15 protein-coding genes are annotated in these 14,080 nt (G+C 48.0%); 7 read left to right on the top strand and 8 right to left on the bottom strand.

Features of this window, described 5'->3' with window-relative positions:
* Positions 1 to 248 precede the first annotated feature (248 nt).
* Complete coding sequence (locus tag GK108_RS06765; RefSeq protein WP_163944785.1) at positions 249 to 1,538, top strand: nucleoside hydrolase-like domain-containing protein; 1,290 nt, start codon at positions 249 to 251, stop codon at positions 1,536 to 1,538.
* Between the two features lie 12 nt (positions 1,539 to 1,550).
* Here GK108_RS06765 and GK108_RS06760 read toward each other — a convergent pair whose 3' ends face one another.
* On the bottom strand, positions 1,551 to 2,519 hold the full coding sequence (locus GK108_RS06760) for a methylenetetrahydrofolate reductase (protein ID WP_163944782.1): 969 nt from the start codon (positions 2,517 to 2,519) through the stop codon (positions 1,551 to 1,553).
* Positions 2,520 to 2,867: 348 nt separating this feature from the next.
* Here GK108_RS06760 and GK108_RS06755 point away from each other — a divergent pair, with 348 nt between their 5' ends.
* The 3 genes from GK108_RS06755 (at position 2,868) to GK108_RS06745 (ending at position 5,079) form a co-directional block, all read left to right on the top strand.
* The gene (locus GK108_RS06755) at positions 2,868 to 3,980 is read left to right on the top strand and encodes an acyltransferase family protein (RefSeq protein WP_163944779.1); all 1,113 of its coding nucleotides are present in this window, start codon (positions 2,868 to 2,870) and stop codon (positions 3,978 to 3,980) included.
* Positions 3,981 to 4,089: 109 nt separating this feature from the next.
* On the top strand, positions 4,090 to 4,425 hold the full coding sequence (locus tag GK108_RS06750; protein ID WP_212592746.1) for a YnfA family protein: 336 nt from the start codon (positions 4,090 to 4,092) through the stop codon (positions 4,423 to 4,425).
* 87 nt (positions 4,426 to 4,512) lie between these two features.
* Positions 4,513 to 5,079: an acyl-CoA thioesterase gene (locus tag GK108_RS06745; RefSeq protein WP_163944776.1), complete on the top strand. Its 567-nt coding sequence runs from the start codon at positions 4,513 to 4,515 to the stop codon at positions 5,077 to 5,079.
* 4 nt (positions 5,080 to 5,083) lie between these two features.
* Here GK108_RS06745 and GK108_RS06740 read toward each other — a convergent pair whose 3' ends face one another.
* From GK108_RS06740 to GK108_RS06715, 6 genes are all read right to left on the bottom strand, one after another.
* On the bottom strand, positions 5,084 to 6,112 hold the full coding sequence (locus GK108_RS06740) for a methionine synthase (protein ID WP_163944772.1): 1,029 nt from the start codon (positions 6,110 to 6,112) through the stop codon (positions 5,084 to 5,086).
* A gap of 119 nt (positions 6,113 to 6,231) precedes the next feature.
* Positions 6,232 to 6,735, bottom strand: a complete 504-nt coding sequence (locus GK108_RS06735) for a GNAT family N-acetyltransferase (RefSeq protein ID WP_163944769.1) — start codon at positions 6,733 to 6,735, stop codon at positions 6,232 to 6,234.
* On the bottom strand, positions 6,732 to 7,547 hold the full coding sequence (locus GK108_RS06730; RefSeq protein ID WP_163944766.1) for a sugar isomerase domain-containing protein: 816 nt from the start codon (positions 7,545 to 7,547) through the stop codon (positions 6,732 to 6,734). The genes GK108_RS06735 and GK108_RS06730 overlap by 4 nt, the downstream gene beginning before the upstream one ends.
* Before the next feature lie 108 nt (positions 7,548 to 7,655).
* Positions 7,656 to 8,546: an ROK family protein gene (locus GK108_RS06725; RefSeq protein WP_163944763.1), complete on the bottom strand. Its 891-nt coding sequence runs from the start codon at positions 8,544 to 8,546 to the stop codon at positions 7,656 to 7,658.
* A gap of 60 nt (positions 8,547 to 8,606) precedes the next feature.
* Positions 8,607 to 9,389, bottom strand: a complete 783-nt coding sequence (locus GK108_RS06720; protein WP_163944760.1) for an SDR family NAD(P)-dependent oxidoreductase — start codon at positions 9,387 to 9,389, stop codon at positions 8,607 to 8,609.
* Between the two features lie 188 nt (positions 9,390 to 9,577).
* Positions 9,578 to 10,771: a Gfo/Idh/MocA family protein gene (locus GK108_RS06715; protein ID WP_163944757.1), complete on the bottom strand. Its 1,194-nt coding sequence runs from the start codon at positions 10,769 to 10,771 to the stop codon at positions 9,578 to 9,580.
* A 79-nt stretch (positions 10,772 to 10,850) separates the two neighbouring features.
* Here GK108_RS06715 and pnuC point away from each other — a divergent pair, with 79 nt between their 5' ends.
* The 3 genes from pnuC (at position 10,851) to GK108_RS06700 (ending at position 13,016) form a co-directional block, all read left to right on the top strand.
* Positions 10,851 to 11,528: a nicotinamide riboside transporter PnuC gene (pnuC, locus tag GK108_RS06710; RefSeq protein ID WP_163944754.1), complete on the top strand. Its 678-nt coding sequence runs from the start codon at positions 10,851 to 10,853 to the stop codon at positions 11,526 to 11,528.
* 47 nt (positions 11,529 to 11,575) lie between these two features.
* Complete coding sequence (locus GK108_RS06705) at positions 11,576 to 12,550, top strand: AAA family ATPase (protein WP_163944751.1); 975 nt, start codon at positions 11,576 to 11,578, stop codon at positions 12,548 to 12,550.
* A 157-nt stretch (positions 12,551 to 12,707) separates the two neighbouring features.
* On the top strand, positions 12,708 to 13,016 hold the full coding sequence (locus GK108_RS06700; protein ID WP_163944746.1) for an isoamylase early set domain-containing protein: 309 nt from the start codon (positions 12,708 to 12,710) through the stop codon (positions 13,014 to 13,016).
* A gap of 103 nt (positions 13,017 to 13,119) precedes the next feature.
* On the opposite strand, the gene GK108_RS06695 is transcribed toward GK108_RS06700, so the two are convergent.
* A complete protein-coding gene (locus GK108_RS06695) occupies positions 13,120 to 14,055 on the bottom strand; it encodes a hydroxypyruvate isomerase family protein (RefSeq protein WP_163944744.1) in 936 nt (311 codons plus the stop codon).
* Positions 14,056 to 14,080: the final 25 nt, after the last annotated feature.

The following is a 14,080-nucleotide window of genomic DNA, read 5'->3' as shown; positions in this document are numbered from 1 at the left end:
TACGGGTAACCTCAAAAAGCGGAGAACGTAACACATTACAGTTAGCAGTACACAACGTTTTTTCCATTTGTACCTCTCCCGCTATCTGGCATTGGTGCCGTAGCAAACCAGTTCTCACGCAACTCCCTTTATACTACGTTGCCTGGGCAATAAGATGCAGTAGAACCACAATCGGTTTAGCTCTATTTCATTATCACACCGACCACTCCCATTACAAAATCCAGCTCTTAGTAAGGTAAAATCTTAGTATGAAAAACTTAGTAGTTACATACCTGCTTGTCATCCTTCCTTTCTCGCTTGTTGCCCAGAAGCCCGTACCGGTCAAGCCACGCATCCTCATCAGTACCGACATCGGCGGCACCGACCCCGACGACAATCAGTCCATAACTCACTTCCTGATGTATAGCAACCTGTTCGAGACAGAAGGATTGGTATCTTCTCCTTCCTATGGCAACGGAACAAAACACGAGCTACTGCGAATGATTGATCTGTACGAAAAAGACCTTCCTAAACTGAGTCAGCACGTAACGAATTATCCTACCCCCGATGCATTACGGGCTGTTTGCAAGCAGGGGCGGCATGGAGAAGCGCCCTTTAAGGGTTACGCGACAGCCACTGAAGGGTCGAACTGGATCATTACGTGTGCGAAAAAGAAAAGCGAACAACCGCTTTGGGTACTGGTTTGGGGAGGTTTAGAAGACGTAGCACAGGCACTGCACGATGCGCCGGAAATTCAACATAAAATTAAAGTGTACTGGATTGGTGGGCCTAACAAAAAATGGAGTGCCAACAGTTACGCCTATATCGCCCGAAATTTCCCAAATCTCTGGTTTATTGAAGCCAACGGATCATATAACGGGTTCTTTTCCAACAATGGCGTACCCGACAGCCTGAATACCAGCAATTATTATGACCATTATATTCGTGCCGCCGGTTATCTGGGCAACGATTTCAAGAGTTACTACAAAGGGAATATAAAAATGGGCGATACGCCGTCATTGCTCTACATGATGGATGGCAACCCGAATAATCCGTTCAGAGAGAGCTGGGGAGGCAGTTTTGAAACGTTCAATCGCAGCCCACGTACTATTTTCAACCGCAATACATCTACCGCCGATACGGTAGGCGTTTATTCGATCATGGAGTTTCACGTTAAAGGGCCTAATCTCAACATTCCGGCTGATTCAGCCTGTTTTACGATGACCGTTCAGGCTCAGATTGGTGAGCAGAAATGGGCGGGTTATTATCTGGGTCATGGCAACTACGCGATCAGGTACATTCCCAAACAAAGCGAAACGCTCAGTTATACGCTCAGTTCACCAATTCCTGGTTTCCCTCAGGGAAGCGGAAAGTTCGTCGTACACAATGTCTGGCCGGGAAAACGTAGTACCAGCGACTTTAAACTGGGTTCGAACTGGTACACCGACCGGGGCGATACGTCCCTTTTCGATGGTCGTCAGCAAGGCGGGAAAACGGTGCTTAAGTGGCGTAATGCCGCCTTACTGGACTGGGCGAAACGATGGTCGTGGTTGTACTGAGTTTCACTACTTTCATTGGCTGATAGGCGATTCGTCCCTTACTTTTAACGCCTTTCGTACGCCTTTGTCCTTTAGCATCTGACTTATGCTGTTAGCCATGTGAATGGATGCTTCGATTTCGGCTTTACGAATGGCAACACTTTCGATGTTAAAGCCGAATGGCATGGAACGCTCCATGCAGAACGTAGTCAGCGCTGAAGCAATATCGAGGCACAACCGCACCGATTTTTCGAGAATATCCTCCGATGTTTTCAGCTCTTCTTTCAAATCGTCCGGCACATGAATACCCAGCCACTCCATAAAGTGGAGCGTTTTAGCTGATCCACAGGCAGTGAGCGTGAAAATAACGGTCGGAGGAGTTATTTGCTGTTGGCTACAGCGTAAGGCCAGGTCTTCGATTACCCGTTTAGCGTAATCGAGATTGAATACACACTGGGATATAAAATAGGATACCCCAGAGCTCATTTTCTCCACAATCCTGGCGTCCTCGTCGTTCAGTACGTTATGGCGTTCAGGGATCGTTACGGCCCCAATAACGGAGGTAGTCTGATGCTTACTCCAAATTTTGTAGGCTTCCGAAAGGCTGGTTTTTACCGGAAAATCAGGGGCCGGTACGCCAACGAAAACGGGATAGAAGTTGTGCTCATGCAACTCTTCCAGCCAAGTGGATAACTCTTCGTTGGAAAATTTACCGGCAGGACGATAGATTATTTTAGGGATGGATAAAGCATCCAGATAATCAGCAGCAAACGTGAGCGGATCAAGCGCGGTTATAAACGGAAATGGTCTTTCTTCGGCTGTGCGGGCAGACTCATCCTGAACATCATACACCACGAGCGCATCTACATCCAGCCCGGTGAGTCGCTCAATCGTTTTCTGGGCAATCTCAGTAACTCGTTCTGGTGACGTACCGGTTTTTGGTGGCGTGATACCGTAAAGCATCACACCTGATTCTGCAGCTTTAATCTTTTCTAGAAACATTTCCTTTCGTAAACGAGGGCGTAGTAAAGGGCGCTTATCCATTTTCAGGTACTATCAGCGCATAGGTGGCAACCGTACCAATCATTCAATCCTAATGTGGTATTGAATGACTTTACAAAACTATACATCAAGCTGTAATATTCGCTTATAACGCTCGCTTTCCTGTGAGAGTCCGCTTTTTTGTATGGTTAGTAGTTACCATCCCTGCCGCGAGCCTCTGCCCTCTACGAGTAGATTGCGTACCAGTAGCCGCCTTAGTAGTAGACATACGCTCACTGTATCGCTCTCGTAAGAATTAGGATAGGTTATACGTAAACGCTATCCTAAGTTGGTACAAATTTCCTGTTAATGAACAATAACGAACTTGCTACGAAGCCACATTACCAGCTATTAGATGGACTCCGGGGGGTAGCCGCTATCATCGTAGTATTCTTTCATCTGACCGAACCGCTTGCCACCAGTCACCTCGACAATGTTGTCAACCACGGTTACCTGGCGGTTGATTTTTTCTTTCTCCTTTCCGGCTTTGTTATTGGGTATGCCTACGACGACCGATGGGATAAACTAACCATCGGCAGCTTTCTTCGGCGCCGGTTCGAGCGACTGCAACCTCTCGTTGTGTTAGGCATGACGTTGGGCGCACTAGGCTTTTACTTTACCGACTCCCCGATATGGCCGCTTATTCATACCGTACCAGTCTGGAAGCTGATGGTTGTTATGCTAATCGGATGGACGATTTTACCCGTCCCCCTGTCGATGGATATACGCGGCTGGCAGGAAATGCATCCGCTCAACAGCGTTGGCTGGTCCCTGTTTTTCGAGTATATAGCGAATATTCTTTACGCGCTGGGTCTACGGAAACTATCGAATACAGCCTTGGCTTGCTTTGTCGCGTTAGCCGGTGCTGTGCTGCTGCATTTTGCGGTTACAAACCCCAACGGAGACGTTACTGGTGGGTGGACGCTCAATGTCGAACATATGCGCATTGGGATCACCCGTACAATATTCCCATTTTTTGCGGGCTTGTTCTTATCGCGGGTTGCGCGGCCAATGGCTATCAAAAACGCGTTCTTGTGGTGTAGCCTGCTGGTTGCGCTTGTTTTGCTGATGCCAAGAATAGGTGGTGCCGAACAGCTCTGGATGAATGGTTTGTACGAAGCGTTTTGCATCATCATTGTCTTTCCATTGATCGTCTATGTCGGTGCCAGTGGGGTGGTACGTAGCAAGACGGAAGAAAAAATCTGTCAGTTTCTCGGCAATCTTTCCTATCCCTTGTATATGACCCATTACGTACTCGTTTATTTTTACGTAGCCTGGGTCAGCAATCACAAGGGAATCACATTAGCGCAGGCCTGGCCCTATGCCCTACTTACCTTCTCAGGAGCAATCGTGTTGGCTTATGCCAGTCTAAGGTGGTACGATGAACCCGTCAGAGCTTGGTTGCGCCAACAACTGAAGTAGCAAAAGGAAACGTATAATTGATGTGCTTTTCGACGGTAAGTTTACGGCGATTACCGCTTCTTTTCTGCTTTATTTTCAACGATATACAGTCACTAATTCGATGTTTATAATGCTCGAAACCGTTGGTAAATCATTACTGGTCTTCATTTTAGCAGGTTTATGCGAAATTGGCGGAGGCTATCTGGTTTGGTTGTGGATGAAGGCCGATAAACCGCTCTGGTATGGAATTCTGGGTGGTATTATTCTCGCAGCCTATGGCGTAGTTGCTACGTTCCAGCCAGCGGGCTTTGGTCGGGTTTACGCTACGTATGGCGGAATCTTTATTGGGATGTCGTTACTTTGGGCGTGGTACGTAGATGGCTTCCGACCTGATAAGTATGATATTCTGGGAGCTCTGATTGCGCTTGTTGGCGTCTGCATCATTTATTATGCCCCCAGAACGTAGTGATCATACGTTCGATACATCCAGAGCATATACCTTTACAGAAACCGACGTAGCGTTGCGTCTGTCGATCCACCAAAACCATTTACTATGACTGCCAAGCCTGTTAGCCATTCACGCACAACCCTTACGGAGTTAATGATCCCTTCGTATGCCAATTTTGGCGGCAAAATCCACGGAGGTATTTTACTGTCATTAATGGATAAAGTAGCGTATGCCTGTGCCGCCAAGCACGCTGGTCAATACTGCGTTACGGTTTCCGTCGACGGGGTTAACTTCAAACAACCTGTAGAGGTCGGGGAACTGGTTTCTCTATTGGCTTCCGTCAATTACGTAGGGCGAACATCGCTCGTTGTTGGTATCAAGGTTATTGCCGAAAACGTCAAATTCGGAACCGTGAAACACACCAATACCAGTTACTTTACGATGGTTGCTAAAGACGATGACGACCGACCCACCGAAGTACCACCGCTTCTTCTGGAAACAACCGACGATGTTCGGCGCTTTCTGGAAGCTATGGAGCGTAAACACCTCCGCGCTGCCTACAGCGAAGGTTTTGACAAGGCCCGAACGAGACTATTACTAGAAGAAAACGTCGATAAACTGACCAGTGAACGTTGTCAGATTACCGACGAACTACGTAACGAATTACCGTAAACGATTACAGTTCGTTACGTACTTTTTTTGCACCCGCTACCATGTTGGCCAGCTTTTGTTTAGCCGCCCAGCGTGCGGTCTGACTTAGTCCACAATCGGGCGCAACAGCCAGTTTCTCAGCGGGCACGTAAGGCAGGCATTTTCGGATACGCTCCGCTACGTCGTCCGGCGTTTCGATGTAATAGCTTTTTACATCGATCACGCCAACGGCTACGTCGAACTTCTCGGCAAACCGCTCCAGTAAGTTCACTTCCGAGAAATTCAGGATGGTCATTTCCGAATGTAACTCATCGACGTTCATATCGAGAAAATCGGGCAACATCGGTGCGATGGTCTTTTTGCCAACCGAACGACCTTTGTAATTCCCGAAACAGAGATGCATGGATAGCCGTGTTTTACCGACGCCGGGCGCAACAGTCCGGTTAAAAATATCGACGAAGCGTTTCGTATCCTCTTTATAGGCGTAGCACGACATGGAGGGTTCGTCTACGCAAATTTCGGGGACACCAAGAGCCACCAAATCCGCAATTTCCTTGCTGACAATCGGCAATAGGGCCTCTGTTACGTCCCATCGATCTGTATACAAACTGCCCGGCAACAACCGGCCACTGAGCGTATAAGGTCCCGGAATCGACACTTTTAATCCCTGCCCTTCGGGCGCTAATCGTTTTAGCCGTAAGTACTCTTCTACGACGCCCAATCCTTTTGGTGCAGTTAGTAGTTCAACGATGTTGTGTTTACCACGCTGATCGTGGGCAGGTGGACCAAACCGTCGAAGTTCTGTGTCGTTGTTCTGTATACCGGAAATATATCCGTAAAATGACAGATTGAAGTCGAAACGAGTTTGCTCGCCGTCGCTTATCACATCCAGCCCCGCAGCTACCTGATCATGAACAGACGTAGTAACCGCATCCTCAATCATTTCAGAAATATCGGCAGGGCCAAACTGCGCAAGATGCTGACTGGCAAATTCAAGCCAGCCCGGAAACGGCATGGAGCCAACAACCGTAGTTTTAATAGGAACAGGCTGCATTTTTCAACGAATAATATGACTAAAAATACGAACGTAAGATCGGAAGCTTTTTTATTTTTTCACACGATTCGTTGATTTTCTGCCATACCGGATGGCTTACCCTAGTTGGAGCTATACGCTTATGGTGTATACTCCCACCATAACATATCTTCTACCCGATCAAACAAGCGAAATCTATTTTTTTCCAGCACCCGTTGCGACGCTACGTTTTCAGTTTCGGTATCGGCCACCACCCGATACACGCCAGGCTGTTGAATTACCCAACTGACCAGACCACTTACCATTTCGCTCATATACCCATGTCGACGCAAAGCGGGATACGTACCATAGCCGATCTCAACGGTACCAGTTTCGTCGGGCTCGCCTTTAAATTTGGCTTCCGCAACAAACTGTTGTTTCTGACGATCAATGGCCAGCCACATCGTGTGATAGAGCGGATCGTTTGAACCATCCTGCAGACGGGGAATCGTAAAATACCGGATTATGCTCAACAAGGGCTCTACCACTTCGCGATGCCCTTTTTTTAATCCTAACGACTCTTCTAATCGATACCGATCGGCTATGTGCACTCGAACCTGCTCAAGCGTCAGTGGAATAATGGTCAGACGTTCGGTCTCAATCATGGTTCTCTATCGTTCGGTTGGCTAACGTAACTCGGCACGCCGACCTGCTCATATAATTTCGCCAGTCGATGGGCGTGTTCGTCGTAGGCCGATTCAAATAATTCGGTCGCACGCTCGGCACCAACTAACACACCTGCAGTCAGCACCTTGGGAGGCCGACCGGCTTCTGTAAGCAGCTGAGCGACCTCAGCTTTGATGCTGTTAATAAGCATAGCGCCACCGACCGTACTACCCGGCGCGACAGGCGTTTCCAGCCCCGGAACACTGACCATAGCATCGCCAACGGGCGCACCCGTATCCAGGATCAAATCAGCGAAATCGCCGAGTTTTTTGCCATCAGTACGTTTGCTGGCACTTTTTCCGGAATGCTCTTTGGTAATCAGCGCAACGACTTTTACGCCCTGCTGCTGAAATAATTCGGCCATTTCGATCGGCACTACGTTACAGCCCGACGACGAAATAACCAGTGCACAATCCTGATCAGACAATGCGTAGTTACGTAGGATACGGTCAGCCAGGCCCGATACGTTCTCCAGAAACATAGCCTGTCGCTGTCCATTAGCCCCAACCACAAGATTATGGAACGTCAGAGAAAGCTCAACGATTGGGTTGAAACCAGGAAAAGAGCCATACCGTGGCCACATCTCTTCCACCATAATTCGGCTGTGTCCCGATCCGAACACATGCACCATTCGGCCAGCCAGAATCGTATCGGCAAACCACCGGGCTGCCTGTTGAATTTGAGGAGTTTGTTCTTCTACCGTATCGATAATCTGACGGCACTTCTGTAAATAAGTCTGGATCAAGGTCATAAAGGATTATGTCAGAACCGGGATTTAGCCGATTTGAGGATAAAGCAGATTTTATTCATTAACAAAGCACTTCGAAGAAGCGAAAACAAAATCTGTTTCATCCTAAAATCAGCTAAATCCCGGTTCTGACGAAATAGCGAAGCTGGCAGCTCCGATGGCTCCTGCCATATCGCCAAACTGAGCTAGTTTGATAGGCGTTACGTAGCCACCGGGCCGCCATTCATACAGAGTCATAAAATCAGTCAATGGACGTAGCAAATCGTCTTCGGCCTGGGCGATTCCCCCACCCAGCACCACCACATCCGGCGAAAAACAATTGATCAGCGAACTGATGCCAATGGCTAGTTTACGAACAGAGGATAACCAGAGCCACTGCGCAAAATAATCGCCCTGTTTGTAGGCTTCGAGCAGTTGATACGTAGAACTGAAACGCCCCAGCGATCGCTTCTCGACCGAAGCATTGCCAATCGCATCTTCCAGACTGCCCGGCATGCCGGTAATGTCGCGTTCGCCTTCGTCGCCCACAGCAATGTGGCCAACGTGGCCTGCTTTCTGAAAATTGCCTTGATAAAGCTGGCCGTTGATCAAAACACCTCCGCCAACACCTGTTCCCAACGTTAGCATGACGACGTTTTTGTAGCCTTTGGCCGCGCCAAAGCGACTTTCGGCTAGTAAGGCAGCATGAGCATCGTTAACAATATGAACAGAACTTCCCAGAAAATGCCCCCAATGGAAGCCTTCCAGCCCGCTCAACCGACCGGGCATAAACGCTATATATTGATTCGTTACATTGGGTAAACCAGGTGCCGACAGACCAATTGCCGAAACGGGATCAGACGCTACGTTACGTAACTCCGACACCGTTTCGGCAACCGCCTGTTTCCAGTCTTTATCGCCGTTGGTAGGATGATAAAGCTGCTTTATCATATCGCCGGTTTCTACCTGCATGAGCACGCCCTTAATCCAGGTACCTCCAAGATCAATTCCGATGGCGTTCATTGGCTTGGCAAGGCTTCATTGACGTATTGATACATACGTATGTATGTTGAAAATCACCGTTTATAGCTGGCCTTCACTGACACTCCAGCCACCATCGACCGTGATAATCTGTCCCGTTGTAAAGGCCGAATAGTCAGACATAAAATAAACCGCAGCCCCATCCAGATCTTTCGGTTGGCCAATACGTCCACCATCCAGCGGCTGTTTTGTTCTGGCAAAAGCCATAATGGTCGCGTCGGTGGTAGCCCGCTGCGACATCGGGGTTTCGACCAGGGCGGGCGCCAGTACGTTAACCCGGATATTATCGTTGGCGTAATAGGCGGCTACTGATTTGGTAAACCCAATAACAGCTGATTTTACGGCGGCATATCCATGCGTAGCAAAATAGGCTGGCGATGGGCTGGAGCCCAGTACTGAACCCATATTCAGGATAGTCCCTCCATTTCCCTGTGCTCTGAATGCCCGAACAGCAGCCTGATTCGACAGCATCAATGAGGTAAGGTTAAGGTTAACTGTGTACTGCCATCCCTCTAACGTAATGTCATGAAGGGGACCATCGCCAAAGCGCCGTCCGCTCCCACCCGCTACGTGATACAGCCCATTGAAATCACCAAAAATCTGCTGACAGAGCGCTATGGCTTTTACGGCTGTTTGCGGGTCCGATGCATCACCAGACATGGCCAGACCGTTGCCATCCAATTGGTTTTCAGCTACGGCACAGCTCTCCGGGTTTCGTCCAACCACAACAACCTGCGCGCCTTCACGGACGAATGCCATCGCGGCCGACAAACCCATCCCCGTTGTACCACCAATCACTACAATCTTTTTCGACTCTAACCACATTCCGTTTACTTGATTATTGTTTCGACAACGATGAGCCGTGAGTGCGTAACTCAACGGATTACGAAGCCAATATAGCCCAATTCGATTTGTTTGTGGTTAGTTTTTTTGACAGGATTAACAGGATTTACCAGATTATTGGTGTACTTTTTATCCTGTTAATCCTGTTAATCCTGTCAAAAAACCAGTAATTACACGATATCGCGCTCGCTGATTTTACCGGTTTGTTTGTCTTTTAAAATTACTTTATGACGCCCATCGTGGGTCACCTCTTCTTTGATCAGATAATAATGCTCGTCATAATCGACCAGCGTTGTTTGCTGCGTTACGCCCTCCTGACCACGCCATACGGGTAAATTCACTTTCTCCCACTGCTTGGTTTCGGCCGACCGATAAGCCGCGTCCAGCACCGCATTCACTACGTATCCGTCGTAGAAGGTTTCGGCTGGTTCGCGGCCTTGTTCCTGCGCCGAAAACATGTCCGTAAACATGTGATTATAGCCCAGATCATTTACCTCATCGCCCACCGGAAACAACCAGCCCGATGTTGATTCGGCTTTCTCCGCTACGTAGTCAGCTCCTTTCCCAGTAGTGAACATCTCAAAACCAGTACGAAGGAAATTATTGATCCAGATCGTTCCTTCAGTTCCCATTACTTCATCGCGCAGGTCCATTCCGCCCCGGAACGTCCAGCTTACTTCAAACTGGCCAATGGCGCCATTTTCGTATTTAACGAGGGCAATGGCATGGTCTTCGGCATCGATGGGTTTCACCTGGGTAGCCGCCCAGCACATTACCTCAACCGGTTTAATGTCTTTGCCGATGAAGTTGCGGGAAATTTCCACGCAATGGCAACCCAGATCGAGCATACAGCCACCACCAGCCTGTTCTTTATCCCAAAACCAGTCGGAGTGTGGACCAGGGTGCGTTTCCCGCGACTTCGCCCAGAGTATCCGACCCAAAGCGCCATTTTTAACGCTTTCCAGCGCTTTCAGAAATTTGGGAGTGTAGCACAAATCCTCAAGGTAACCGGCAAAAATGCCAGCCTCCTCAACCGTTTGCATCATCCGAAGCGCTTCTTCTGCGTTACGTCCCAATGGTTTCGTACATACGACTGATTTCTTGTGTTTGGCACACAGGTTGACAGCAGTTTCGTGAATGTTGTTCGGTAAGGCAATACAAACCATATCGACATCAGGATGGGCAATCACTTCTTCCATATCGGTCGATGCGAAATCACAGCCATAATCAGCCGCGAATTTTTTGGCCGTTTCTTCCCGACGGGCATAAATAGCCACAACCTTGTCGCGGCTGCGCTGGCCGTGGATCGAATCGGCATAGAAGCGGCCAATAAAGCCTCCTCCAAGCATGGCAATACGTTGCATAGGCAGGATTATCAGATACGTGGTTAATGTGTACTTTCGTGCTAGTAAAGCTAAAATCTGCTGCCGATTACTTTCATTCATGCCCGATTTTTTCGACATCAACACGATTTTCTTCACGCTCTGGGATTACCCAATGAGTTATCTCGAATTCTTTGGAGCCAGTACCGGCGCTGTTGCTGTATGGCTATCGGCCCGTGCCAATATCTGGAGCTGGCCCATCGGAGCGGTGAGTGTTTTCCTGTTTTTTTTTCTGTTTTATCAGATTCAGCTCTATCCTGATATGTTTTTGCAGGTGTTTTTCTTCATCACCAATCTACAGGGCTGGTGGCGATGGACCCACCCGAAACAAAATGAAGCAGACACGAATCAGGAACTTCGCATCAGCCGAATTCCAACCCGACAACTGGTTATCTGGACGCTTTCCGGCGTACTGGCTACCATTCTGTTAGGCACTTTTGCCAGCAATCTGCACGAATGGTTTCCGGTACTTTTCAGCAAACCCAGTGCGTTTCCCTATCTGGATTCATTCACGACGGTGATGAGCATTATGGCTACGTTCCTGATGATCGAGAAGCGAGTGGAATGCTGGTACGTCTGGCTTATTGTTGATGTGATTCTGACCTACATGTATTTCGTTAAAGGCGTTAAACTGGTGGGAATCGAGTATGCTGTCTTCTGCGTAGTAGCGGCTATAGGAGCCTGGCACTGGACGCGGGAATACCAGAATTATAAGCCTGTAGCAGAAGTTGTCAAGTAGTTTCGTGTTATGATAAAAACGAACCGGACGCTTTAGACTATTTCACGATGACAACAGGGCTAGTTTTCGGCAAGTTTTTACCCGTACATAAAGGGCACCTGGCCCTCATCGACTTTGCTCAAAAGCAATGCGATCATCTGATCGTTTCCATGACGGTTACGCCCGATGATGTCATATCGCCAGACCTTCGTCTTCGCTGGTTGGTGGAATTGTTATCGCCTTTTCCCAATATTGAAGTAGTTGCCGAGCCCGACGATTTTCATGATCCATCGCTCCCGTTATGGGAAGCGACTAAGCTATGGGCCAATTTTATAAAGCGTCGTTTCCCAACCGTCAGTGTCTTTTTTTCGTCCGAATCGTATGCAACCCCTTTAGCGTATCATTCTGGTTTGCGGCACGTTCCGTTTGATCCGGATCGACAGATCATTCCTGTATCGGCTACGTTAATTCGACAGAAGCCCTTTCGATACTGGGCGTATATACCCGACGTAGTAAAGCCGTATTTTGTCAAGAAAATATGTCTCTATGGGCCCGAAAGTGTAGGAAAAACCACCTTATCGCAACAATTGGCCGAGGAGTTTCAGACTAATTTCGTTCCTGAAATGGCCCGTAGCCTAATTCATTCCAACCATTTCGTCGTCGATGATTTTATTCGAATTGGGAAGGCACAAACAGAAGCAGTTTTAACGGCCGAACGGATGGCCAATCGTGTACTTTTCTGCGATACGGATGTTATCACAACTCAGATTTATTCGAACCTGTATGTACAAACGGTTCCTCCTGAGTTGTATGAATTAGAGCAGCAAATTCAGTATGATACGTATATCCTGCTAGACATTGATATTCCCTGGATTGCCGACGAAATACGCGATCAGGGCGACCGACGCGCCGAAATGCTGTCACTGTTCCGACACGAGCTTGACAAGCGACGGTTGCCGTATACACTTGTTGGAGGTATATACGACGACCGATTAACTTCGATTAGAAATATTACTCAACAGGCCTTTGATAAATACAATTAGTTAGCCCTTATAAATTGGACAATTTTTAGAGCGGACTATAAAGGTAAGTATATCGATTGTAACTTTTCGAAGAATATTATCCTATAAAGAGTTGATAACTATGATATTACTTTTTTTTCAATATAATTTTGTGTCGCAAACCAAATAATGAACCACTATGGCGGTTGCCAAACAATTCCTCAAAAGCAAGCCTATTGCAAAAGTAACGTTTGAGTTACCGGCTGAAGCTGTCAACGGTGCAAAAACGGTCGCCCTGGCCGGTGAATTCAACAGCTGGGACACTACTACCCAGATTCTGAAAAAGCAGAAGGATGGTTCGTACAAAACAACGGTTGAACTGCCAGTAGGTAGCGAATATCAATATCGCTACGTTCTTGATGGCACAACCTGGGCAAATGATTGGGCCGCTGATAAGTACGTAGCCAGTGGCATTTCGGGTGAAGAAAATTCGGTTGTCGTTCTGTAAGCCAGATCAACCGGCTAGTAACCCATGAAGGGACATTTTACTACGTTAACCCCCGACAAAACCAGTGTGTTTTGCCGGGGTTTTCTTTTACATTCCTGTACTACTACACCGTAAAGCTGTCTGACTCTACGTATGCTTTGATTAGCGCCACTTCGCCTTCTTTACCCTTCTGCGATTTGCCGTGCTCCATGCCAAAGATGAATTCCTTTCCGGCTTCCTTCTGCTTTTGGTAGAGGTACTTAAATATGTTTTTGTAGTTAATTTCGCCAGTAGTCGGTTCATTACGACCAGGATTGTCGCCAATCTGGAAATACCCGATCTCGCTCCAGCACCAGTTGATGTGCGGAATAATGTGTCCTTCATTTTTCTGCATATGATAAATATCGAACAGAATTTTGCAGGAAGGACTATTCACGGCGCGGCATATTTCGTAGGTCTGGTCGGATGTCCGTAAGAACAGATTAGGCGTATCGCTGAGCGGCTCCAGTACCATAGTCAGGCCAGCCGGAGCCAGAATATCGGCCCCTCTACGTAGCGCATCAATCACGTGGCCAGTTTGAATGCCAATCGGCAAATTCCGTTCAAAATCACCCGGAACCACGGTCGTAAATTTAGCATTGACCCGCTTCGCCGTTTCTACGGCCTTCCGACAACCATTGAGAAAGATATCGATGTATTCCTGCTTCCCAGCGGCTAGCGTATTCTGCGAATTTCCACCTTTATCGAGTACGAATACGCCCATAGTCATACCCAGCTTCGCCATTTCCTCACCGATTTTGGTTTGGGTAGCCGGGTCGCGGCCCATCATGCCGTTGTCTTCCAGTGCCGTAAATCCCATATCGGCCATAAACTTAAGCTGGTCGATCAGGTCTTTGCCCGCACTGTTTTCAAACATTCCGAAATGAGGAGCGTATTTGAGTTTGAAACTATTCTTCGCCAGGAAATTCGGCTGCGAGTGCCAGTTGTTCGTTAGCGATTCTCCAGAAACGGCGGCTCCTGCAAGCCCAACTGTCGATTTTACAAAATTGCGTCGTTGCATAGTGGTCAGAACCGGGATTTACGGG

This window comes from Spirosoma terrae (assembly GCF_010435915.1).
GTDB lineage: Bacteria > Bacteroidota > Bacteroidia > Cytophagales > Spirosomataceae > Spirosoma > Spirosoma terrae.
The sequence above is the reverse complement of the archived record's forward strand: the minus strand, read 5'-3'. Positions and strand labels throughout refer to the sequence as shown.

Coding starts and splice junctions, on each gene's coding strand:
- GK108_RS06755 (WP_163944779.1), top strand. CDS start 2,868: ATGAACAATAACGAACTTGCTACGAAGCCACATTACCAGCTATTAGAT.
- GK108_RS06745 (WP_163944776.1), top strand. CDS start 4,513: ATGACTGCCAAGCCTGTTAGCCATTCACGCACAACCCTTACGGAGTTA.
- GK108_RS06705 (WP_163944751.1), top strand. CDS start 11,576: ATGACAACAGGGCTAGTTTTCGGCAAGTTTTTACCCGTACATAAAGGG.
- GK108_RS06695 (WP_163944744.1), bottom strand. CDS start 14,055: ATGCAACGACGCAATTTTGTAAAATCGACAGTTGGGCTTGCAGGAGCC.
- GK108_RS06760 (WP_163944782.1), bottom strand. CDS start 2,519: ATGTTTCTAGAAAAGATTAAAGCTGCAGAATCAGGTGTGATGCTTTAC.
- GK108_RS06715 (WP_163944757.1), bottom strand. CDS start 10,771: ATGCAACGTATTGCCATGCTTGGAGGAGGCTTTATTGGCCGCTTCTAT.
- GK108_RS06730 (WP_163944766.1), bottom strand. CDS start 7,547: ATGACCTTGATCCAGACTTATTTACAGAAGTGCCGTCAGATTATCGAT.
- GK108_RS06725 (WP_163944763.1), bottom strand. CDS start 8,546: ATGAACGCCATCGGAATTGATCTTGGAGGTACCTGGATTAAGGGCGTG.
- GK108_RS06700 (WP_163944746.1), top strand. CDS start 12,708: ATGGCGGTTGCCAAACAATTCCTCAAAAGCAAGCCTATTGCAAAAGTA.
- GK108_RS06735 (WP_163944769.1), bottom strand. CDS start 6,735: ATGATTGAGACCGAACGTCTGACCATTATTCCACTGACGCTTGAGCAG.
- GK108_RS06740 (WP_163944772.1), bottom strand. CDS start 6,112: ATGCAGCCTGTTCCTATTAAAACTACGGTTGTTGGCTCCATGCCGTTT.
- pnuC (WP_163944754.1), top strand. CDS start 10,851: ATGCCCGATTTTTTCGACATCAACACGATTTTCTTCACGCTCTGGGAT.
- GK108_RS06720 (WP_163944760.1), bottom strand. CDS start 9,389: ATGTGGTTAGAGTCGAAAAAGATTGTAGTGATTGGTGGTACAACGGGG.
- GK108_RS06750 (WP_212592746.1), top strand. CDS start 4,090: ATGCTCGAAACCGTTGGTAAATCATTACTGGTCTTCATTTTAGCAGGT.
- GK108_RS06765 (WP_163944785.1), top strand. CDS start 249: ATGAAAAACTTAGTAGTTACATACCTGCTTGTCATCCTTCCTTTCTCG.